This is a genomic window from Alishewanella jeotgali KCTC 22429 (genome assembly GCF_000245735.1).
In the GTDB taxonomy this organism is placed as follows: Bacteria; Pseudomonadota; Gammaproteobacteria; order Enterobacterales; family Alteromonadaceae; genus Alishewanella; species Alishewanella jeotgali.
In genome coordinates, this window is record NZ_AHTH01000048.1 from 25,216 (window position 1) to 48,441 (window position 23,226).

General features: G+C 50.7%; 17 protein-coding genes and 1 other RNA gene. 11 read left to right on the plus strand and 7 right to left on the minus strand.

Annotated features, from left to right (window positions below; translation table 11 throughout):
• Positions 1 to 21 precede the first annotated feature (21 nt).
• Genes lpxB through tilS form a run of 5 tightly spaced genes read left to right on the plus strand, consistent with a single transcriptional unit; the run spans position 22 to position 7,563 of the window.
• Complete coding sequence (gene lpxB, locus AJE_RS14085; RefSeq protein ID WP_008951402.1) at positions 22 to 1,173, plus strand: lipid-A-disaccharide synthase; 1,152 nt, start codon at positions 22 to 24, stop codon at positions 1,171 to 1,173.
• A complete protein-coding gene (rnhB, locus tag AJE_RS14090) occupies positions 1,170 to 1,772 on the plus strand; it encodes a ribonuclease HII (RefSeq protein ID WP_008951403.1) in 603 nt (200 codons plus the stop codon). Before lpxB ends, rnhB begins: the two co-directional genes overlap by 4 nt.
• Positions 1,772 to 5,272 (plus strand): DNA polymerase III subunit alpha, encoded by a 3,501-nt coding sequence (dnaE, locus tag AJE_RS14095; protein ID WP_008951404.1) that lies wholly within the window; start codon positions 1,772 to 1,774, stop codon positions 5,270 to 5,272. Before rnhB ends, dnaE begins: the two co-directional genes overlap by 1 nt.
• A gap of 18 nt (positions 5,273 to 5,290) precedes the next feature.
• Positions 5,291 to 6,247: an acetyl-CoA carboxylase carboxyl transferase subunit alpha gene (accA, locus tag AJE_RS14100; protein ID WP_008607413.1), complete on the plus strand. Its 957-nt coding sequence runs from the start codon at positions 5,291 to 5,293 to the stop codon at positions 6,245 to 6,247.
• An 11-nt stretch (positions 6,248 to 6,258) separates the two neighbouring features.
• On the plus strand, positions 6,259 to 7,563 hold the full coding sequence (gene tilS / locus AJE_RS14105; protein ID WP_008951405.1) for a tRNA lysidine(34) synthetase TilS: 1,305 nt from the start codon (positions 6,259 to 6,261) through the stop codon (positions 7,561 to 7,563).
• Here tilS and AJE_RS14110 read toward each other — a convergent pair.
• Positions 7,541 to 8,500, minus strand: a complete 960-nt coding sequence (locus AJE_RS14110; RefSeq protein WP_008951406.1) for a GGDEF domain-containing protein — start codon at positions 8,498 to 8,500, stop codon at positions 7,541 to 7,543. The genes tilS and AJE_RS14110 overlap by 23 nt on opposite strands.
• A 107-nt stretch (positions 8,501 to 8,607) precedes the next feature.
• The gene (locus AJE_RS14115; RefSeq protein WP_008951407.1) at positions 8,608 to 9,774 is read right to left on the minus strand and encodes a patatin-like phospholipase family protein; all 1,167 of its coding nucleotides are present in this window, start codon (positions 9,772 to 9,774) and stop codon (positions 8,608 to 8,610) included.
• 137 nt (positions 9,775 to 9,911) lie between these two features.
• On the opposite strand from AJE_RS14115, the gene AJE_RS14120 reads away from it, so the two are divergent.
• Both AJE_RS14120 and ffs read left to right on the plus strand, forming a co-directional pair.
• A complete protein-coding gene (locus AJE_RS14120) occupies positions 9,912 to 10,760 on the plus strand; it encodes a DUF3014 domain-containing protein (RefSeq protein WP_008951408.1) in 849 nt (282 codons plus the stop codon).
• Between the two features lie 140 nt (positions 10,761 to 10,900).
• Positions 10,901 to 10,997, plus strand: an RNA gene (ffs, locus tag AJE_RS18290) — signal recognition particle sRNA small type.
• Between the two features lie 41 nt (positions 10,998 to 11,038).
• Here ffs and AJE_RS14125 read toward each other — a convergent pair.
• Positions 11,039 to 11,299 carry a late competence development ComFB family protein gene (locus AJE_RS14125; RefSeq protein WP_008607418.1) on the minus strand — a complete coding sequence of 87 codons (261 nt, stop codon included), beginning with the start codon at positions 11,297 to 11,299 and terminating at the stop codon, positions 11,039 to 11,041.
• Between the two features lie 123 nt (positions 11,300 to 11,422).
• On the opposite strand from AJE_RS14125, the gene AJE_RS14130 reads away from it, so the two are divergent.
• Positions 11,423 to 12,520 (plus strand): tryptophan 2,3-dioxygenase family protein, encoded by a 1,098-nt coding sequence (locus tag AJE_RS14130; protein ID WP_008951409.1) that lies wholly within the window; start codon positions 11,423 to 11,425, stop codon positions 12,518 to 12,520.
• On the opposite strand, the gene AJE_RS14135 is transcribed toward AJE_RS14130, so the two are convergent.
• The 4 genes from AJE_RS14135 to dinG are packed head-to-tail and all read right to left on the minus strand — an operon-like array spanning position 12,491 to position 16,874.
• Complete coding sequence (locus AJE_RS14135) at positions 12,491 to 13,429, minus strand: histone deacetylase family protein (RefSeq protein WP_008951410.1); 939 nt, start codon at positions 13,427 to 13,429, stop codon at positions 12,491 to 12,493. The genes AJE_RS14130 and AJE_RS14135 overlap by 30 nt on opposite strands.
• Positions 13,429 to 13,995, minus strand: a complete 567-nt coding sequence (gene priC / locus AJE_RS14140; RefSeq protein ID WP_008951411.1) for a primosomal replication protein PriC — start codon at positions 13,993 to 13,995, stop codon at positions 13,429 to 13,431. Before priC ends, AJE_RS14135 begins: the two co-directional genes overlap by 1 nt.
• Complete coding sequence (locus AJE_RS14145) at positions 13,992 to 14,780, minus strand: sulfite exporter TauE/SafE family protein (protein ID WP_008951412.1); 789 nt, start codon at positions 14,778 to 14,780, stop codon at positions 13,992 to 13,994. Before AJE_RS14145 ends, priC begins: the two co-directional genes overlap by 4 nt.
• A 33-nt stretch (positions 14,781 to 14,813) precedes the next feature.
• Complete coding sequence (gene dinG / locus AJE_RS14150) at positions 14,814 to 16,874, minus strand: ATP-dependent DNA helicase DinG (RefSeq protein ID WP_008951413.1); 2,061 nt, start codon at positions 16,872 to 16,874, stop codon at positions 14,814 to 14,816.
• A 560-nt stretch (positions 16,875 to 17,434) separates the two neighbouring features.
• Between dinG and AJE_RS14160 the strand changes: the two genes are divergently transcribed.
• From AJE_RS14160 to AJE_RS14170, 3 genes are all read left to right on the plus strand, one after another.
• Positions 17,435 to 20,119: a TonB-dependent receptor plug domain-containing protein gene (locus AJE_RS14160; protein ID WP_008951415.1), complete on the plus strand. Its 2,685-nt coding sequence runs from the start codon at positions 17,435 to 17,437 to the stop codon at positions 20,117 to 20,119.
• Positions 20,120 to 20,181: 62 nt separating this feature from the next.
• Positions 20,182 to 21,138 carry a class I SAM-dependent methyltransferase gene (locus AJE_RS14165; RefSeq protein WP_008951416.1) on the plus strand — a complete coding sequence of 319 codons (957 nt, stop codon included), beginning with the start codon at positions 20,182 to 20,184 and terminating at the stop codon, positions 21,136 to 21,138.
• A gap of 30 nt (positions 21,139 to 21,168) precedes the next feature.
• Positions 21,169 to 23,118: a S9 family peptidase gene (locus AJE_RS14170; RefSeq protein ID WP_008951417.1), complete on the plus strand. Its 1,950-nt coding sequence runs from the start codon at positions 21,169 to 21,171 to the stop codon at positions 23,116 to 23,118.
• Positions 23,119 to 23,226: the final 108 nt, after the last annotated feature.

The following is a 23,226-nucleotide window of genomic DNA, read 5'->3' on the forward strand; positions in this document are numbered from 1 at the left end:
AACTCAGGAAAAGACCGCCGGATGATGGTTCAACAGACACCCCCGTTAAAAATTGCGCTTATTGCCGGTGAGCATTCCGGAGATATTCTCGGTGCCGATTTGATTACAGCGCTAAAACAGCGCTATCCGGATGCGGAGTTTTTTGGTATTGGCGGCCCGCGGATGCAGGCACTCGGCTTTCGGGCCTTGTTTGAAATGGAAGAGCTGGCGGTAATGGGGTTGGTTGAAGTATTGGGCCGGCTTAGACGCTTACTGCAAATTAAAAAGCAGATCACGGCCGCCATTTTAGCCGAGCAGCCAGCGGTATTTATCGGCATCGATGCGCCGGATTTTAATCTGCCGGTAGAGTTGGCGTTAAAGCAACAAGGCATTAAAACCGTGCATTATGTCAGCCCTTCGGTCTGGGCCTGGCGCCATAAACGGATTTTTAAAATTGCCAAAGCCACCAATATGGTGTTATCGCTATTACCCTTTGAAAAAGCCTTTTACGACCGCTATCAGGTGCCTTGTACCTTTGTCGGCCATACCCTTGCTGACAGCATGCCGCTAACGGTAGATAAAACCAAGGCCAAAGCCGAATTGGGACTAGATCCGTTAAGGCCAGTGCTGGCGATTATGCCAGGCAGCCGGACTAATGAAATCAAACTGCTGGCGCCGGATTTTCTAAAAGCTGCAGCGTCGCTGCAACAGCAAAATCCACAGTTACAGCTGGTGACCAATATGGTCACCGCCGAAAAAGCGGCGCTTTGGCAAAGTATTAAAGCGCAGGTGGCGCCTGAGCTTGAGATCAGCGAATTTACCGGCCAGGCGCGGCAGGTATTACTGGCCGCAGACAGCACCTTTATTGCTTCCGGCACCGCGACTTTAGAAGCCATGTTAGCAAAATGCGCGATGGTAGTGGGGTATCGCACCAACTGGCTAACCTATCAAATTGCCAAGCGACTGGTGAAACTGCAGCATGTCAGCCTGCCAAATTTACTGGCCGGGCGTGAGCTGGTGACTGAACTGCTACAGGATGCCTTAACAGTGCCGGCCTTGCTGCAGGCGATGCAACCGCTGGTCGCGGGTGCACCAGCAACACTGCAGACAGAATACCAGGCTTTACATCAGATATTGCGGCAGAATGCCAGTCAGGTTGCCGCCGCAACTATCGCTGAGGTGATGGCGCCATGAGTTATCAACGTCCTGACGTTAAGTTAATCGCTGGTGTCGATGAAGTAGGGCGCGGCCCTCTGATTGGTGCTGTGGTGACGGCTGCGGTGATTCTGGATCCGGCTCAGCCGATTCTGGGGTTAACTGACTCGAAAAAACTGACCGAGAAAAAACGTCAGCTGCTCGCCGAAGAAATTAAAGCCAAGGCGCTGTGCTGGGCGCTGGGTCGGGCCGAGCCGGCGGAAATTGATCAGTTAAATATCCTGCATGCTACCATGTTGGCGATGCAGCGCGCGGTAGCGGCTTTGGCGATTCAGCCAGAGTGGGTGCTGATTGATGGTAACCGTTGTCCGGCGCTCGCTATGCCGGCCAGTGCGGTGGTTAAAGGTGATAGTCTGGTACCGGAAATCAGTGCTGCCTCGATTCTGGCCAAGGTAGCGCGCGATCAGGAAATGGCCGAGTTGGATCAGCTGTACCCACAGTTTGGTTTTGCCGCCCATAAAGGTTACCCGACCGCAGCACACCTGCAAGCCATTAGTGAACACGGCATTTTGCTGGCGCACCGGCGCAGTTTTAAACCGGTGCGGCTGATCGCCGAGCAGCTAGAGGCCAGTCGCTGATGAGTGAACCGCGTTTTATCCATTTACGGGTGCATAGCGACTTTTCAATGGTCGATGGCCTGGCCAAAACGAAACCTATTATCAAAGCGGCGGCAGCGCAGGGGATGCCTGCTCTGGCACTAACCGATCAGATGAACTTCTGCGGTCTGGTACGTTTTTACAGTACCGCGCATGAAGCTGGCATCAAGCCGATTATTGGCGTCGATTGCTGGGTGTTACATCCGCTGTTTCCTGGGGAAAGCAGCCGGTTGCTGCTATTAGCAGCGGACAATGCCGGTTATCAGAATTTAACTCAGCTGATATCCAAAGCCTATTTGCGTGGTCATGTTGATGGCAAGCCACAGCTGGAGCATGACTGGCTGGCCGAGCATAGTAACGGTATTATCGTATTATCCGGTGGCAAAGACGGCCCGCTGGGCAAAGCCTTACTAAAAGAAAATCCGCACAGCGTTAGAGCGCTGGTGGATTTTTATCAGCAGCATTTTCCTGAGCGGTTCTATCTGGAGCTGGTACGCACTAATCGTCCGGATGAAGAGCGGTATTTACAAAAAGCAGTACTACTGGCTGAAGCGGAGCAGTTGCCAGTGGTGGCGACCAATGAGGTGGTGTTTTTAAAGCCGGAAGACTTTGCCGCCCACGAGATCCGGGTTGCCATTCATGATGGCTTTACGCTGGATGATAAACGCCGGCCAAAAAATTACTCCGCAGAGCAATATCTGCGTAGCAGCGAGGAGATGGCCGAGCTGTTTGCCGATCTGCCTGAAGCACTGGAAAACAGCGTCGAAATCGCCAAACGCTGTAATGTCACCATCCGGCTCGGGGAATACTTCCTGCCCGCCTTTCCGACCGGCGGCTTGTCGGATGCCGATTATCTGGTCCTGAAATCACGTGAGGGTCTGGAGCAGCGCTTATTACAGCTGTTCCCGGATGAGCAGGTCAGGGCAGCGCGGCGCGGCGAATATGACGAGCGGCTACAGATTGAACTCGATGTGATTAACCAGATGGGCTTTCCTGGCTACTTCCTGGTGGTAATGGAGTTTATCCAGTGGAGTAAGGATAATGATATTCCGGTAGGCCCGGGGCGGGGGTCCGGCGCCGGCTCGCTGGTGGCCTATGCGCTAAAGATCACGGATTTGGATCCACTTGAGTTTGACCTGCTATTCGAACGCTTTCTAAACCCGGAGCGGGTATCGATGCCAGACTTCGACGTCGACTTCTGTATGGATCGCCGCGATGAGGTGATCGACCACGTCGCCGAGCTGTATGGCCGCGAAGCGGTGTCACAGATTATTACGTTCGGTACTATGGCAGCCAAGGCGGTGATCCGCGATGTTGGCCGGGTACTGGGCCATCCTTATGGCTTTGTCGATCGCATTTCGAAACTGATCCCGCCGACGCCCGGCATGACGCTGGAGCAGGCCTTTAAAGAAGAGCCTCGCCTGCCCGAGCTGTATGACTCGGATGAAGAAGTACGTGATCTGATTGATATGGCGCGGCGGCTGGAAGGCGTAACCCGCAATGCTGGCAAGCATGCTGGTGGTGTGGTGATAGCCCCGACCAAAATTACTGATTTCTCACCGCTGTATTGCGATGAGCATGGCCAGAACCCGGTTACCCAGTTTGATAAAAACGATGTGGAATACGCCGGCCTGGTAAAATTCGACTTCCTCGGCCTGCGCACCCTGACCATTTTGCAGTGGGCGGTGAATATGGCCAATGCCCGGCTGCGCAAGGAAGGTAAGCCGCTGGTCGATATCAACAGCATTCCGCTGCAGGATAGCAAAAGCTATCAGATGTTGATGCGGGCCGATACCACAGCGGTATTCCAGCTGGAATCGCGTGGTATGAAGGATCTGATCCGCCGCCTGCAACCGGACTGCTTCGAAGATATGATTGCATTGGTGGCATTATTCCGGCCGGGGCCGCTGCAGTCGGGCATGGTAGATAACTTTATCGACCGTAAACGCGGCCGAGAAGAAATCTCCTATCCGGATGCGACCTGGCAGCATGAGTCGTTAAAACCCATTCTGGAACCGACCTACGGTATTATCCTGTATCAGGAACAGGTGATGCAGATTGCCCAGGTCTTGTCCGGCTATTCACTTGGTGGTGCCGACTTATTACGTCGTGCCATGGGTAAGAAAAAGCCGGAGGAAATGGCCAAGCAGCGTGATACCTTCCGCGACGGGGCGGTACAAAACGGTATTGACCCCGAGCTGGCGATGAAAATCTTCGATTTGGTAGAGAAATTTGCCGGTTATGGCTTTAACAAGTCACACTCGGCTGCCTATGCACTGGTCTCCTACCAAACGCTGTGGATGAAAGCGCATTACCCGGCTGAGTTTATGGCCGCCGTAATGTCGGCTGATATGGACAATACCGACAAGATCGTAACCCTGGTTGATGAGTGTGAGCGGATGCAGCTGACGCTGATCCCGCCGGATGTCAATACCGGCCAGTACAAGTTTACCGTTAACGAGCAGGGGCATATTGTTTACGGTATCGGCGCTATTAAAGGGGTCGGTGAAGGCCCGATTGAAGCCATTATTGAAGCGCGTAATCAGCATGGCAGCTTTAGCGACCTGTTTGATTTCTGTGCCAAGGTCGATTTAAAGCGGCTGAACAAAAGGGTGATGGAAAAACTGATCCTGTCTGGCGCCATGGACCGCCTCGGCCCGCCACTGGCTAAAGGTCAGCATGCCGGTCCGCAGCGGGCTATTTTGATGGCTAATCTGGAAGAGGCGATGCGGGCGGCGGAGCAACATGCCAAGGCGCAGGCGGTAGGGCAGGACGACCTGTTTGGCTTATTGGCAGCAGATACTGACAGCAGTAGCAGTAGCTATAAGCTGGTACCGCTGTGGCCGGATGAAATTTGGCTGGATGGAGAGCGGGAGACGCTGGGCTTATATTTAACCGGCCATCCGATCAATCGCTATCGCGACGAGCTAAAGCATTACGTGAACTGCCGGCTGGTTGAATTGCAGCCTACCAAGAAAGATCAAAGCATTCAGGTAGCTGGCCTCGTCGTGTCGGTGCGGGTGATGATTAACAAAAAAGGCCGGCGCTGGGCTATTGTGACACTGGATGATAAGTCGGCACGGCTGGATGTGCGCTTTTTCCCGGAACAGCTGGAAAGCTTTGAACATCTGCTGCAAAAAGACCGCATTTTAGTAGTAACCGGACAGGTCAGCTTTGATGATTTTAATGGTGGCCTTACAATGTCCGGCCGCGATGTCAGCGAAATTACCGCTATGCGCGAAAAATCGCTGAAATCTCTGAATATCACTGTACAATCGCAGCAGATAGACCAGAATTATCTGCAAAAGTTACAAGACGCGCTGGCGGAGTATCGTGCCGGTACAGTACCGGTTTATCTTTGGTACCAGCGTGAGGAAGGGCAGGTTAGACTGCAGTTAGGGACAGCCTGGTGGGTGACGCCCGCCGACGCTTTGTTGCATCAGCTTAAGCAGCTGGCGACAATAGAATTGGAATTTAACTAATTTAGGTAGTGATAGTCGATGATGCTGAATTATTTAGAGTTTGAGCAACCGATTGCCGAACTGGAAGCAAAAATAGACGAATTACGCAATGTCAGTCGCAATGGCGATTATGATCTTGGGTTAGAAGAAGAGATTAACAAACTAAAAGAAAAAAGCCTGACGCTAACCAAAAAAATCTTCTCTGAGTTAGGAGCCTGGCAAATTGCCCAGTTGGCGCGCCATCCACGCCGCCCCTATACCTTTGATTATATCGCGCATATGTTCAGCGACTTTGATGAACTCTGCGGTGACCGCGCCTTTGCTAACGACAATGCCATTGTCGGTGGTACTGCCCGCTTAGGTGAGCAGGCGGTGATGGTGATTGGCCATCAGAAAGGTCGCGATACCAAAGAGAAGATCCGCCGCAATTTTGGTATGCCCCGCCCCGAGGGTTATCGTAAAGCACTACGCTTAATGGAAATGGCCGAGCGCTTTAAGTTGCCGATTATTACCTTTATCGATACGCCGGGTGCTTATCCGGGCATTGGTGCCGAAGAGCGCGGCCAATCCGAAGCCATCGCCCGTAACCTGAAAGTGATGGCTGGCCTGAAAGTGCCGGTGATCTGTACCGTGGTCGGCGAAGGCGGCTCGGGTGGCGCTTTAGCCATTGGCGTTGGTGATAAGGTCAATATGCTGCAGTTCAGCACCTATTCGGTGATTTCACCGGAAGGCTGTGCCTCTATTCTGTGGAAGAGTGCCGAAAAAGCGCCATTGGCTGCTGATGCGATGGGCATTACTGCAGATCGTTTGAAAGAGCTGAAACTGATTGATGAAGTCATTGCCGAGCCACTGGGCGGCGCCCACCGCTCGCCGGAGCAAATGGCGGCAACGTTAAAAACAGCTCTGGTGCGCGATCTGGAAAAACTGCAAAAATTGAGCACCAAAGAGCTGCTGGAAAAGCGTTACCAGCGACTGATGTCTTACGGTTACTGCTAAGGCTGAGGCCCTTGTCTGACCTTTCAGACTTGCAGCTGGCGCTGCAGCAACTGCTGCGGCGCTACGCTCCCCGCCAACTGACGCTGGCCTACAGCGGCGGTTTGGACTCTCAACTGTTACTGCATTTACTGGTTGCCCCCTGCCAGACTCTCGGTATTACCCTGACCGCGGTGCATATTCATCATGGCATCAGTCGCCATGCCGATGCCTGGGCTGAGTTTTGCCAACAGCAATGCCAAAAGCTGGGCGTTGACTTTAAGTTGCATCGGGTACAACTACAAGGCCGCAGCGCTCTGGAGCAGCAGGCGAGAGATGCCCGTTATCAGGTCCTCACTGACTATGTGACTGCGCGCGATAGCGCCCTGGTGACGGCGCATCATGCCAATGATCAACTGGAAACCTTATTGCTGGCGTTAAAGCGTGGCGCTGGCCTGGCCGGCATGGCCGGTATGGCAGAAAGCCGTCCGTTCGGTAATGGACTGCTGTTACGACCCTGGCTTAACTTTTCCCGGCAGCAGCTAGAGCATGTCGCCCGGGCTTTGCAGCTGAGTTGGGTGGAAGACGAGAGTAATCAAAGTGCTGAATTTGACCGGAATTTTTTAAGGCTTGAGGTAATCCCCAAGCTTAGCGAGCGCTGGCCCGCGATTACGACTACCTGCGCCAGAACCAGTCAGCATTTGCAGCAGGCGCTTGAGTTAGCCGATTACTATACCGAACGGGCTTTAGCTGACTGTGCAACCGCTGATTACCTCGATTTACAACAACTGGCGTTACAGCCGGCGTTGCAGCAGGACTTGCTGCTTAGAAAATGGCTGGCACGCAGCGGCCTTAACCCATCAACTCAGTGGTTAAGCACGCTGAAACAGCAAGTAATAGTAGCCAGGGAAGATGCTCAGCCTTGTTTAATGTTGGGACACTGGCAGTTGCGACGTTTTCAGCAACGTTTATATCTGCTGCCTGAGTTGCCAGTCGTGCCAAAAGACTATACGCCGTCTTTGCATTGTGGGCAGCGGCTGATTTTAGCGGCGGCCCTGGGTGAGCTGAGCTGTCAGTTACAGCCAGAGAGCGGAGCTTTGCCGGCGGCGGGAACTGCCTTTCAGTTAGCCTTTGGCAGCTTAAGCCAGACATTTAAACCGGTTAACCAACCGGGCAAGCCGTTAAAACAATGGTTTAAGTTGTGGCAGGTGCCGCCGTGGCAGCGACAGCGGATCCCGCTATTGCTGCAAGACGGGCAGATACAGTTGGTGGCCGGTTATCAGAGTAGTGTTGCGCTGAGTGCAGCTAGCTGCTGGATCAGCTGGCAGCTGCCAGGCTAGCGCTCACTTTGTTGATGCCGGAGCGTGGCTGGCTCAGCCCTTTTACAGTCAGCCTTTCTGCCGCTACCTTGCCTTTGCCTGTGGTTTTCGCCTGATACAGGGCTTCGTCGGCCTGATGGAACAGATCGCGTTCCTTTTGTTCGGCAGCAAGCCATGCCAGGCCAATGCTACAGCCAACCTGATGCAGCTTTAGCAATGGATGCTGGTTGATTTTTTGTTGTAAGCGACAAGCTATCAACTCAGCATGCTCAGCGTCCTGGTCTTGTAACAGCAGCGCAAACTCATCACCACCAAAGCGGAATAAGCTATCGGTAGCGCGCAGCGTTTCACGCATACAATCGGCAACAGCCAGCAGCACCTGATCGCCGGTACTGTGACCAGAGAGATCATTTACCTGCTTAAAGTTATCCAGATCCAGTAATAGCAGCGCAAACGGCTGTTGGTGACGCTTTGCCAATTGGATGGCTTTACTGAAACTATCGTCAAAAAACCGTCTGTTGCCAAGCCCGGTCAAGGGATCTTTCAGTGCCATTTGCTGTAGGCGGTTGACCAGCAGCGCATTGCGCAGCGCATAGAGCCATTCAGATTCCAGCAACAGTAATTGCCGTTGTACCAGTGGACTAAAAGGATGATTGCTTTGGTAGCTCAGCTGCCCCAGCAAATGTTGCTCGAGTTGCAGCTCAGTGTGATAGTGATACTGACCGGCTATTGAGCCGGCTGCGGCAAAATGCCCCTGTGCTGTTCTGAGGTTTAATACCGTGAGCGGCAGGATCCGGCTGGCATGCATGGCAAAAATATCCAGCTGTTGCTGCAGATCCAACGTAGTTTGCAACTGGCTGATCAAGCTAATGGCACCGGTATCGGCTAACTCATGTAACTGACTATCCAATGCTAAATCGGCACCGCTGAAGTTAAAACCTGCTGTATCTTGCCACATTGCTGTTTCTGCCTGAGAACCTATCATAGGTAAGCTAAAGCAATATTTAGACCATTATTTTAAGTTATTGATATTAAGCTTTTTTAAAGGCTCGTCGGCAGTGGGCGTCAAGTTTTTGCCGCTGCTAAAGTCCCTGGCGCGGCTAAAAACGGCAAAATTTGGTCAAGTTGCTGCACGCCGTCCTGATAGCCGAGTTCAATCAGACGCCTGGTGTATTTCTGTTCAAACAGCAGATAACTGACCATACTGGAATCTGAATGCTGTCTGATACCACAGGCCCGTAACAGGGTACGGATTGCCATCGGCAGACAAAGGAAATATTCACTTGCCAGCTGATTAAAGTTTTGGCTTGGGTTTAGCAGTAAACTCTGCACCGGCTTTAGCTCAGTCGCAATCTGGTGCTGTTGCAGCAGTTCAACTGTTTTATTGATCCTTTGCATCCGCTCAATATCGGAATTCAGGGTATCGGTAAATACGGTATCCAGCAGATGACCGGCAATAGTGGCCAGATCCGGATGATGTAATTGCCGATCTGCCGATTCAGTAGGGCGCGGATCATCGACCCCGATAATCAGAATTTTGTCGGCACCTAAGTGGATCGGGGCACTCAGCGGCGCCAGTTGATTTACCGAGCCATCGCCAAAGTATTGCTGATGGATCCGCACTGAAGGAAAAATCAGCGGTATCGCTGCCGAGGCCATCAGATGATGGATCCCCAATAGCGTGCGTTGGCCACATCTTTTCGCCCGCCGCCAGTCGGTGGCGCGGTCTGATTGAAAAAAAGTGATGGAGTCGCCGTTGTTATAGCAGGAAGCCGTTACGGCCAGGCTCGATAAATGCCCGCGCATAATATTACGGTCAATTCTTGGCAGATCCAGGATCCGCTGTAATAGCTGCTTTAAGGGACGGTTGTCCAGTAAACTAACCGGCTTTTTATTGGCATAGTCGGCCTGGAAAGCACTGTATAAATTGCGGGCCTGATGCAACAGCAGGTGCCAGTAATCCGCATAATAAACCTGCTGAGTATGAAAGTTGCGCCAAACGGATTCAATTTTCTTTACGCCGAGATGAAAGCAGGAGGCGTAACAACCCAGGCCCGCAACATTAAGGGCACCGGCTGAGGTGCCACACAATATTTTAAAGGGTAGCGGGCTACTGCGCGGGTAGGCGCTGGCAATAGCTTTTAATACCCCTACCTGATAAGCGGTTCTGGCTCCGCCGCCGGTAAGCAACAATGCCGTTTTACTCTCGGTTGACACTTTGGCGTCTGACATAAAGGCCTTTAATGATAAACGCGAAGGAACTTTTTTACGCTCCGGTGTTCTTGGTTTAATATATCGCTGATTTAGCAAGATATTGCAATTGCCACTTCGCTATTGCAAACAATTATCTCAACTTGCGGGTAACCGTTATGACAAAACAAGCGACAGCGCAATCTTTTTACTATGCGGGTCTGGCTGCGGTAGCACTGGTAATAGTGCTTGCAGTCTGGCTGTTATTTCGCGATAGCTCACCGGTAACAGAGCCAGCGCCTTTGCCACCAGTGACCCTACCTGAAATTGTTGAACCTACTCCTCTGCCTGAGCCGCCAATTACTCTCACTGAGCCAGAAGCAGGACCAGCGGTTACGGATGAACCCGAAAGTGTACAGCCGGAGCAGACGCCGCCTGCACCTTTACCACTGCTGGACGAGTCGGATACCGAGCTTGGCCAGGCGCTACTGGCACTGAACTGGAAAGCCGGTTTAGCAGGCTTATTTAATCGCGAAGAGATGATCCGTAATTTTGTGGTGACGGTGGATAATGTGGCGCAAGGGCGTTTGGTCGCCGGCCACCCGGTATTGGCAAAACCCGCCGATGGTTACAAGGTGCAGCAACTCGGCGATGATCGTTATGTTACTGCTGCGGATAACACCTTACGCTATGAGCCTTACCTTCAGCTATTGGAAAGCGTGCCGGCCCGGCAAATCCTGGCGTTAAAACGTCGCTATCAGCCGTTATTGGACGAGGCGTTCGCCGAGTTAGGGTACCCTGATCTGACCTTTGATCAGCGCTTACGGCAGGCAATTAGCGTTTTATTAAGCACGCCTGAGGTCAAACCCGGCGCTGAGTTAAGCCGGCCTTCGGTGATGTTTACCTATGCTGATCCGGCACTGGAAAAGCTACCGGAAGCACAAAAACAGGTGCTGCGCCTATCGCCGCAGCAACAGCAGCGCTTTAAAGCCTTATTACGCACTTATCAGCAGGCGCTGGGCAATTAGTTGCGGCAGTATACTGTGAGCAGAGTAGGCCTTGCTGCTTTTCTGAGCAAGGCCCTCAGCTTAAGTGTAACAGCCCTTGCATTGCCTCGACCATTTGCGGATAATGCGCGCCTGTCATCACGACAGTTCAATGGTAGCTCCATTGGTCCTCTCGCAATACTAGTAGGCGAACCTGGTCAGGTCCGGAAGGAAGCAGCCATAGTTTATGATGTATGTGCCGGGATGTGGCTGGTGGGGCTGCCACCCAAACAGCCCACTTTATACCAGGTTGTGACTTCTTAGGGTTGATGATCTAAAAATTCTCTCGCCCGCTTTACCGCTTCTTTTACCCGCATCATCATTTCAAAGCGTTCACTTTGCGGCAGATAAAACGCCATATCCACTTCAAAGCGAATATAACGCGGTGGCAGCAGATTTAAACTGATACAACAAAGATCGGCCAGATATTCGGCGTCCTTGTCTTGCTCCAGGCCTAATTCCACAATATGGTCCAGTACCAGTTTTTCATAATAGTTGTGAATATCATCATCGAGTTTCATAGCTAACTCCGGTCATAATGTTGTTTAAGCATAATCAGCTTGCCGGCAAAACGCCACAGAAAGATTGTGTTAGGTCAGGGCCTTGTTACAATGCCGCGGTCAAGGTCATCAGGTAACATAAAAATGCAAAAAAATACCACCCCCTGTTATTACGGCGATTATCTGCAGCTGGATAAAATCCTGACTGCTCAGGCGCCGGAAAGTGCCCGTTATGGCCAGGAAGCACATGACGAAACGCTGTTTATTATTGTGCATCAGGTGTATGAACTCTGGTTTAAGCAGATTCTGCATGAGTTAAAGGCTGTGATGGCAGTATTTGCTGAGGCAGAAGTCAAAGATCAGCAACTGACCGGCATAGTGCATAAACTAAAGCGCATTATCAGTATTCAACAATTACTGAATCAACAAATTGCGGTACTGGAAACCATGACACCGCAGGATTTTATGGCGTTTCGCGATTATTTGGTGCCGGCCTCGGGCTTCCAGAGCATTCAGTTTAAGATGCTGGAAATTGGCCTGGGTTTAAAAAGCGAGTATCGCATCGATTTTGATAAGAACTCCTTCTATAGCCGCCTAAAACAGGCTGACAGGGAGTTTTTACAACAGCTGGAGCAGGCGCCAAGCCTGTTTGAGCGGATTGAAAAATGGCTGGAGCGGATGCCGTTTTTACAGTTTGATGATTTCAGCTTCTGGCAGATGTATCAACAGGCTACCGAGCAAATGCTGCAGCAGGACCAGGCTATCGTTGAGCAGATTGAGCAGATTGCAGAATCTGAACGGCAACTGCAACTGGCCGAGATCGGCCGCACCCGGGAAAAGTTTGCCGCCTTACTGGATGCCGATAAATATCAGCAGTTACAGCAAGAGGGGAGTTTCCGGCTCAGCCAAAAGGCCATGCTGTCGGCACTATTTATTAAACTCTATCAGGAAGAGCCGTTGTTTAACCTGCCGTTTCAGTTATTGACTTGCTTAACGGAAATTGATGAACAGCTGACCATCTGGCGTTATAAGCATGCGATGATGGTGCAGCGAATGCTGGGCAGTAAAATTGGCACCGGTGGTTCTTCCGGCCATGACTATTTAAAGCGAACCACCGAGAAAAACCGGATCTTTACCGATCTTTTTACCATGGCTACCTTTTTATTGCCGAAGTCGGCGTTGCCGGAATTACCGCTGAGTATTAAACGCCAGCTAGGTTTCTATTTCGCGCCACAGCGCTGAGCCCTGAACGGCAAAGGCGGCTTTAAACAACTGCAGGTGCACCTGAGTCAGCGCCTGCAGATCGCGTTGATAACCGCCACCTATCACTGCTGCGACAGGGATACCGGCGTCATGACAACGTTGCAATACCAACGTATCGCGTGCCAATACTCCGGCGGTGCTGATATTTAGCAGGCCCAGGTCATCCTGGCGGTGAATATCGACGCCGGCATCATAGAGCACCAGCTCCGGTTGATACCAGCGCAATAAGGTATCCAGGCTCTGGCTTACGGCTTCCAGATAAGTCTGATCGGTGCAGTCGCGCTCCAGGCCGATATCCCAGTCTGAGCGTTGCTTGCGCGCCGGGAAATTCTTTTCACAGTGTAGTGAGGCGGTAATAATGCCGCTATTATCGGCAAACAGCGCTGCGCTGCCATCGCCCTGATGTACGTCACAATCAAAAATCTGAATCGGCCCGATGCCGCGCTGTTGTAAGCTAAGGGCGGCAAAGGCCAAATCATTAAATAAGCAAAAGCCACTGCCCTCAGCATAAAAGGCATGGTGATAGCCGCCGCTTAAATGCAGTGCCAAACCATGCTCTAATGCCAGCTCAGCGCAAAGTAAGGTGCCACCCAGCGAGGTCAGTGAACGTGCAATCAGCTGTGGCGACCACGGAAAGCCAATCCGGCGCATTGCTCTGGCATCAAGGGTGCCGTGACACAGGGCGTTGACATAAGCCGGCTCATGTAAAAGCTCCAGCGCCTGCGCTTTAATAGCTTGTGGCAGATAAAACGCGCTCTGCGGCACGCCCAGCGCGAGCAGTCGCTGATATAGGGTGCGGTATTTGCCAATCGGATAACGATGGTTTGCTGGTAGCGTCAGTTCACTGTAGCAAGGGTGATAGACCAATGGCGGTAGCACGGCAGACATTAGCTTTTCCCGCTTTCCAGTTGCTGGATCTGCTGCTCCACTTCATCGATGGCGCGCCGGCAGCGGCCGAGGCGGGCCTGTAGCTGTAATTGCTTGGTGGTGCCTTCCTGACTCTGATCTTGTGTTGCCAGGCGCAGCATATCCTGTAACCGGCTTTCAAATTGCTGATAGTCGGATAATTGCTGATACAGTTGTTGGCTGCTGGCGCTTAGTTGCTGTACCACGGCTTTACTGCGCTGCTTTAGGGTTTTAGCATGCTTTTGCCGCACCGGACTATTCACAAAGGCGCGTAGCAGCGCCTCAATTTGTTGTTGCAAGCGTTCGGTTAGCCGCTGTCTGGCTGCGGCCGATAACTGCTGCCCTTGTTCAGTTAAATGCGCCAGATGACGCTGGCTTTGTGCCACATAATCAGCCAGGTAAGGCGAGTGCACGCTAAATAAGGCGGAGTCAAACCAGTGTTGCGGTTTACCTGCTGCCGGTTGCCGGTCTAACTCACTGGCCTGTTGCCATAGTTGCTGCAGCTGCTGCGCCAGCCGGGCCAGTTGCGCCTTTGATAAGGTGCTCATCCACCGTTACTCCAGGCTTGCCAGGCCAGACGCACCGCTATGGCGATCACCACGCAGATAAATACCGGCCGGATAAACTTACTGCCAAAGCGGATCGCCGAGTGCGCGCCCAGATAAGCCCCCAGCATCAGACACAGCCCCATGGCAATACCGAGGGTAAAATGCACATGTCCCAGCACGATAAAGGCTGCCAGCGAAAAGCCGTTACTGACAAAGTTCATGGTTCGGGCAACGCCACTGGTTAGCAGCAGATTAATTTTATACAGCGCCATGGTCGACACCATCCAGAACGCACCGGCGCCAGGGCCGGCGACACCATCATAAAAGCCCAGCGTCAGGCCCTGGGCCCGTTGTTGCCAGTACAGTTTTGGACTAGCGTTTGGCAGTGTCAGGCGGTCATCCGGCTGCATCCGGTTAAATAGGGTATAGATGGCGGCAAATAGGATCAGTAACGGCAGGATCTTTTCTAACAGGGCGGTACTGAGCTGATCGACCACCAGTGTGCCGAGCAGGGCACCGATGGCGGTAAAGACTAAACTGTTGCGCCAGTAATGTGGGTTAAATAGCTGCTTACGATAGTAGGTTAAGGAGGCGGTAAAGGAGCCAAAGGTTGCCGCCAGTTTATTAGTGCCCAGTACCACATGCGGCGGTAAACCGGCCGTCAGCAGGGCAGGCACCGTCAATAAACCACCGCCACCGGCAATGGCATCGATATAGCCGGCGATAAAGGCGACACCACAGAGCAGTAATAAGAGTTCGAAGGTCAGATTCAGATCCACAAGCAAGGCCAGGTCCTGTTAGGTTTACTGCTGCAACAGTCAGTATTGAATGGTTCGGCGAAACGGCGGCAGCGTATCCAGCATAGCCTTGCCATAGCTTTTAGTCACCAGCCGCCGGTCCAGGATCACGATACGACCGTGATCCTGCTCTTGTCGCAGCAGTCTACCACAAGCTTGTACCAGTTTCTTCGCAGTTGCCGGTAAACTCTGTTGTAAAAACGCATTGCCGCCGCGGGCGCTAATCGCCTCGCTTTGGGCTGCCTCCAGCGGCGAGGTCGGCACCGCAAACGGCAGCTTGGTGATAATCAGGTTAGTCAGCAACTTGCCCGGCAGATCCAGACCTTCGGCAAAGCTTTGGGTGCCGAATAAAATACTGCTGCCACCGGCCTGTACCTTTTCCTGATGCAGCTGCAACAGGGCCTGTCGTGAGGCTTCCCCCTGTACCAGTATCGAAAAACCGTTGCTACGCAGCGCACTGGCGACTTCCTGCATCTGCCAGTAAGAGGCAAACAGCACCAGGGTGCCAGCGGGGTGATCCAGATAACCTGGTAATAAACGGATTAGCTCCTGGCTAAAGGTTGGATCGGTCGGCTCACAGCGGGTAGGAGGTAAAATAATTTCCGCTTGCTCGGCATAGGCAAAGGGCGAGTCGACCTGTAAACACTGCAGTGCGTCGAAGTCCAGTAAGCCCAGCTCGCGTTTGGCATGTTCAAAGCTGTTCAGTAGCCTGAGTGTGGCTGAGCACAGCACCACGGCAAAGGCCGGCTGAAATAATAACTGTTGTAGCTTGTAACTGACACTCAGCGGGCAGGCATGTAAATACAGCGGGCTCTGCGCACTGGTGCGGCTTAGCCAGCGTGCCTGGCTGGCAATGTCTTTTTGTGGTTGCGCCAGCAGTTGCCACAGTTGTTGTTGCTGCTCGAGCCTTAAGCGCAGGCTGGCCAGTTCATGGATCAGCTGCGGTTGGCTGCGCAGCAATTTCGGTTGCTCGGTCAGTTGTTGTTGTAATTCGTTAAGTAGCCGCTCTGTGGTCGTTAAGGCTTTATTGCTGGTTTCCGCCAAGGGTTCGGCCTGTTGCTGCCATAGCCGCGGTAGGGCCGCATGCGGAAAGCGGTACTCTGTTTGCTCAGCTTGCTTAAACCACTGCGGTAAGAAGTCTTTTAAACTGCGCTCAACAGGTTTAAGCGCAGCGGCAAAGTCACTGAGAAAATCATCTAACTTTAACAGGTCTTTTAAGCTACGTTCGGTCAAGAGCCCTTGCAGTAACTGCAGTTGCTTACGGGCTTTTTCCAGCCAGGCTTGTTGCTGGCTTAACTGCGCGCTGGCGCTGAGTAAGTCCCGGCCGCAATCAGCCAGATGATGGGCTTCGTCTATCACATAGATGCAGTCTTCCGGTGCCGGTAATACCGCATTACCTGCCAGCAGATCGGACAGCAGCAGGCTGTGATTTACCACCAGCACCTCTGAATCGGCGATTTCTGCGCGGGCCAGATGAAAGGGGCAATGATGATGTTGCCGTTGTTGCTTATGACAGATATGGGCATCGGCCTGTAACTGTTGCCACAGTGAATCCGGCATCGCTTCGGTTAGCGTATCGCGATCGCCTAACCAGCGGCGGTGCTGCCAGTCACTAAGCAGCCGTTGTAACAAGGCCTGCTGGGCCGCATCCGGGCAAAAATCGGCACTGGCAAATAAGGTGGGTTGCTCAATTAATTGCTGTAAGCGTTCGATACAAGCATAGCGCTGGCGGCCTTTAACCAGGGTAAAGTTAAACTGCAGGCCACTGTGTGTCAGAAAAAACGGCAAATCCTTATTCACCAGTTGTTCCTGCAATGCCACTGTCGCGGTGGCGATGACCAGCTTCTTATTATTGGCCAGTGCATAGGGCAGGCTCCCCAAAATATAGGCCAGAGATTTACCGGTGCCGGTACCGGCTTCAATTAAGCCTAAACGTTGTTGCCTGTGGTAGTCACCGGCAATAATTTTGCTGATTTCGGCAATTAACTTATTCTGGCCGGGTCTGGGGCGGTAGCCTGGCAGCTTTTGCCGCAGCTGGGAGTGAATATCACGGATTTGTTGCTTTAAGCGGTCTGAGAGCATGGCATCGATATATTATCGTTTTGCTTATTCTAGCCTGAGTTACCTTGCGTGCCCAGCGTTGTGATGTTGCCGCTTTGCTCGGTCCGCTTTCTCACATTTTTAGGCCGTACTGCTGAGATTGGTGCCCTAGCTACTTTGCTGCAGCCGCTAAGTTCGATCTGGATTGCCGAATTTAGCAACAATCAGATCTGGTAAGAGCAGTGCTTTTGGGTAATATAAAGTTTACAAGTCGAGCGGCCCACCATGCTGTGGCAGGGTGTTTTTGTACACTTAATCGCCACATCTGCGGCGAAATACCTTTTTAAGGGAAATTTTTCGCAGCGGATGATCATGGTTTGTAAGCAATATGTGCTTTATACGGCAGATGCTTTTTGCTCTTTACTGACAGCGGACAGTGAATTTATAAAATTGTTCCGTAAAAGCGGTTGACCCTTGAGAAAAATTACGTTTATTATCAGGGCGCGTTACTCGGGGTGTTGTTGTAGTCAGCAATCGCTTCGCTTAAAAGCTAGTAACTGAAAAAACAGAATCACTTATTAATGTGGTCCAGGGAGATATACATGTACTCAAATAATAAATTAACCAAGGCAGTGCGCTTAGCCATCGCTTTCGGTGCAGTGTCAGCCTTTGCTGGTAGTGCCGTTGCTCAACAAGCGCAACAGAATGAAGAAGAATCTGCAAAAGTAGAACGTATCGAAGTAACGGGTTCGCGTATTAAACGTACCGATTTGGAAGGCGCTTTACCAATAACCGTTATTGACCGTGAGCAAATTGACTTATCTGGTCAAATGAGCGTTTCTGATTTGTTACGCAATACTACCTTTAACTCTTTCGGTTCTTACCGTTCAACGTCTGGCAACGCGTCTCAAGGTACTACACAAGTTAGTCTTCGTGGTCTTGGTTCAAGCAGAACTCTAATTCTTGTTGATGTCCGCCGCTTACCTACATCACCTATCAGTGGTTCTGGTCAGGATCTTAACACTGTTCCTTTGGCTGCTGTTGAGCGGGTAGAGGTGTTAAGTGATGGTGCATCAGCAGTTTATGGTTCAGATGCAATTGGTGGTGTTATTAACATTATCACTAGAAAAGATTACGATGGTGCAGAACTTCGTTTAGGTGCTGGTCGCGTGAGTATCCCTTCAGAAGGCGGTGACCGTGAAGAAGGTTCTTTTGTAATTGGTACCTCTACCAACAAATCGCGTTTGTTAGCGGGTTTCTCTTGGAATGAGCGGGATATTATTTTCGAACGCCACTTCCCATGGAATCAGGGTAATCGTGGTATTTCGCCATATGGTAACAACTGGGCAGAAGTAACTTCTTCTGGCAGAGCGCCAGCTTCATCTAATGCTCTTTCCTTGGGTACTGCTGCTTGTGAAGGCTTAAACGAAAACTGGTTTACTACACAGAACCCATGGATTGGTGGCGATATGTGTAGTTACGATTTCCGTCAAACCAATGCGAATGACTCCTCAGTTGGCACTCAATCAATGTTTTTCCGTGCCAGCCAGGACATTACTGATGATTGGCAGGTTTATGCCAACGCTTCTGCAGTAAAATCAAAATCTTTTGGTCGTTACGCAGCATCTCTGAACGATCCAGGTTCAGTTATTTCGGCAAACAGCCCGAATAACCCAACGAATCCAAATAGCCCATTGTATAACCCAGCTACTAATCGTGATGGCGTTGCAGCTCCACGTCCAGTTGCGGTATATCATCGTTTTGCTTCTTTAGGAACACGTGATAGTCAAGTTGACAACTATACAACTGATGTTCAAATGGGCTTTACTGGTATGGTAAACGACGTTGAAGTTGAATTTGGTGGCCGCAAAACGAAAACTAAAGTTTACAACATGGGTAATGGTTACCTGCTGCGTTCAGTTGCAAACGTAGCGATGGAAAACGGTACCTATATGTTAAATGATCCGTTAGGTTCTCGTTTCACTACTCCAGAAGATCGCGCAGCATATCGTCGCTTGTTAGACTCACTGAATATCACCATTTCACGTATCAACCTGTTTGATATGAAAGAAGTGTTTGCAAATGCATCTTTTGACGTGCTTGAGCTTCAGCATGGTATGGTGCAAATGTTTGTTGGTACTGAGTACCGTTCAGAAGATTATGCTGATATTTATGACTCGCAATCTGCAGCTGGTACTGTAGGTGGTTCTGCAGGTAGCTCAGCGGGTGGTGGCCGTAATGTAAGAGCTGCCTATTTTGAAACACTGGTGCCGGTGCTTGACAATTTAGAGCTGAATTTCGCAGGCCGTTATGATAAATATTCAGATTATGGTTCAGATTTCTCACCAAAAGCGTCATTACGTTATGAGCCATTAGATGGCTTAGTATTACGCGCGTCTTATGGTAAGGGATTCCGTGCTCCAACTCTGGATATTTTGACCCAGCAGCCTTCACCTGGTAATCCACAAGTTCGTGACTTTGTTTTATGTGATTTCAGAGGTCAAACTACCTGTCCTCAAGGTCAGCTACGTGCTACCACTGTATCAAACTCTGAATTAGCTTCTGAGAAGTCTACCCAAATTGCCTTGGGTCTGGCATACCAGCCAACTGATTGGGTAAATTTTGCAGTTGACTACTATGACATTGAAATTACAGATGCAATTTCATTCATTGGCTTACAGGCTTTAATTAATACTGAGCGTGCTGGTGATGCGTTCCCTGCCGGTCTGGGAATAGTGCGTGACCCTGTGACGAGAGTAATCGTTGATGCAACTACCGGTTATGCTAACAGAGGTTCTGTCGAAACAAATGGTTTAGACATTAATGTTCGCTTCAACTTTGATCTGGGTAATGTCGGGCGTTTGACTCATAATCTGCAGTTTGGTCATGTCTTTGAGTATTCTATTGATGGTGGCCGGAATTTAGTTCGCGATCCGGGTACGCCTCGTCAAAGAGCATCACTGTCTAACGTATACTCGTACGGTGATTTTGACTTTGCCTGGAATATCAATGCCATCGGCAACCAGTACAATAGTGTGACTCGACCTACTACTGGTCCAAACGCCGGTCAGTTAGTAAAAGCCGGAAATATCGCTACTTGGATCACTCATGATGCGCAAGTGCGCTACACACTGGGTTGGAATGCTGATATCGTAGTTGGTGTACAAAACCTGTTTGAGAAATATCCTCAATTAAATACAGGTGCAGCTGATGGTCGTGGTTTTGACTACACCTTGTATGATGGTTCAGGCCGTATTTCTTACGTACGTTACACTCAACGTTTCTGATAGCTGATTAAGTAAAATCCGAAAAGGGCAGTGTTTAACTGCCCTTTTTTATTGGAGTTGTTATGGCACAACATTGGTCTACCTATTGGCAAAGTGCGTTAAGCCTGAACAGTTTTAGCGAAGGTGAAATGGCAGCCGGCTATCAGGGAGAATTAAAAGACTTTTGGTATCAGATTTTTTCTTGCTTACCCGCTGCGGCAGAGGTTCTGGATGTCGGGACTGGAAATGGTGCACTGGCATTAATGCTGCTGCAGTACGCCGATGCCTCGGGATCTCAGTTTACAGTCAGGGCATCTGATGCGGCTGAGATAGACAAAGAACTGATTATGAGAAAATTTCCTGCTTTACGGGCGGATATTTCACGAATTGATTTCTACCCGGAAACCAAAATTGAAAGCCTGCCCTTTGCTGATGGATCTCTGAGTCTGATTACCAGCCAGTTTGCGTTAGAGTATGCGCAGCCAAGTCAGGCGGTACAAAGCTGTATGCGTGTACTGAAGCCGGCAGGACGTTTAGAGGCGGTAATTCATCATGCTGAGACGCCCTTGCTGCAGCAGTCCCGTCAGCTATTACAGTTGTTAACCGCTTTTACTACGCCAGATTTTCTGTCTCTGCTTGCTAAATTTAAAGAAAGCGTGCTGCAACTGGCTAGTGATAACTCTGAACCGGCTTATCAGCAATTTGAAGTTGTTAACCGCAAGCTGCTGGAAACTGCCCGTCAGCTGCATTTGCAGGCAGAACAACTGGGGATTGCCGATGATTTTCAGGACGTATTGGCAAAATTTGCTGCTTGCTTCGTCGATTTATCGCTGGCAACGCCGGATAAACTGGCGTTCTTTCTGACTGAGCTGGGCTATTACCGGTTACGGCTAGCAGATCAAATTGCTGCCGCCTGGGATGTTAAAAAATGTGAATTTTGGGTAAGCTGTTTTGCCAGGTATAAGTGCCAAGTAAGTTGTGAGCCGCTTTACCTTAACAAGGAACTGTTTGGCTGGCATTTGTCAGTTTTAAAGCAGTAAATATTGGAATTGTGTTGATTGGAAGCTGTTATGCAAAAGTTAGTATTAAGCCTGTTGCTGTGTTTAGCCAGCTTCGCTGCTGGCGCGGCGATTAAAACCATAGATTTCTTCGATCATGCAAAAGTAAAAAATATGAAAATATCGCCAGATGGTAAACAACTGGCGTTTAATTACGAAGAGGGCTCAGAAGTGCGCTTGGCGGTAATGCAGCTGAGTAATATGCAGATTAAGAGTAGCTTTGCCTTTGGCGAGAATAAGCATGTATTAAACTTTCATTGGGCCAACAATGACCGCGTACTGATGGAAGTGGCAGAGGTAACCGGCAACCTAGTCTCTATGCAGGGCACCAGTGTTGACCTCTATGCTGCCAATCCTGACGGTCGCCGCCGCACTCAGCTTTTCCAAACCAATATGTCTACCTACACCATTTTGCATCTATTACCAGACCAACCTGATCGGATCTTGATTGGTAAGTATCACTGGGCAGAAAAGAACGGTATGCGCGCTTTTACGCTGGATGTAAATCGCGGCACAGAGCGTTTCCTTGATGACCAGCCACCAGGCGTGGTGGCCAGCCTGATGGCCGATAATAGCGGCACTTTACGGATGGGAATCGAATTTATTGAAGGCAAAGAGTTTGACCAGAATAAAGCCGTACTGCATATCAAACAACAAGGGCAGTGGCAACGTATGGAGTTACCGTCCCGCAGAGTCAATCCGCTGGTGCAACCTTTGGGTTTTAGTGCGGATAACAAAATCGCCTATTTTATTTCTAATTTCGACCTAGCAGAGGGTGATCGGCAAGGCGTTTTCGCCTACGACTTTGACAATAAGACGCTAGAGCTGGTGGCTCGGCATGAATACTCTGATATTAATGGTCGCTCCGTGGCACATGATGGCGAATTACTGGCAGTCAATTATGTTGCTGGGATAGCCGAACATGAGTTTATTACCGCCAGTCATCCGGGTGCCTTGTTATTGGCTGGTCTGAAAAATGCGTTTGAAGGTCAAAAAGTGACTATAACGTCCTTTGATCGCAAAGGACAATTGGCGTTATTTCATGTGAGCGGTGACCGCAACCCCGGCGAGTTTTATTTATATGACATGCAGAAGAAGCAAGCGCGCTATTTGGCGTCAGTAAAACCCAATCTGGATGTTAAGCAGCTGGTGCCAATGCAAACGGTAAGTTTCGCGGCACGTGATGGCTTGGCTTTGCACGGTTATTTAACCTTGCCGCAGCAGCAGAGCAGCAAGTTGCCGCTGATCGTTAATGTACACGGTGGCCCCTATGGTCCTTATGATAGCTGGGGCTTTAACGCTGAAGCACAATTTTTTGCACATCATGGCTATGCCACTTTACAAGTGAATTTCCGAGGTTCGGGTGGTTATGGCGAAGACTTTCAACGGGCTGGTCGGTTACAGTGGGGCCGCGCCATGCAAGATGACTTGGCTGATGCCGTGCACTGGGCTGTAGCACAGGGTATTGCCGATCCTGAGCGTGTTTGTATTTATGGTGGTAGCTATGGCGGTTATGCGGCCATTTGGGGCGTAATTAAGGATCCGGAGTTATATCGCTGCGCAGTTGGCTATGTTGGTGTGTATGATATGCCGCTGTTTTTCAAAGGTGACGGTTCGGACGCCAGTCGTAGTCGCAACATAGGGCAGTACCTGCGCTCTCATGTTGGCGAAGGGCAGGAGTATTTACAGAGTATTTCTCCGGTGCATAATGTCGATAAAATTCAGGTTCCACTGCTGATCGTGCACGGCTCGAAAGATGTGCGGGTTCCTATTGTTCACGCTAATAATTTACGTCGTGCGCTGGACGCTGCTGGTAAACAGTATCAGTGGTTGGTAAAGGAGGATGGACACGGTTTCTATCAGGTTGCCAATCGGGTCGAGTTATACGAAACCATGCTAACATTCTTTAACCAACATATTGGTCAGAAGACGCCGCTGCCGGTTGAAAATCGCGCAAACTAACAACAGCATCGCTGCGCTGGCCACTCAGTTGTTCCCAAGTTCTGGGTGGCCAGCGCCGTCTGACCATCTCACCGTAAAAAAGTTGCATCCCTGCTACTATTTATCAAT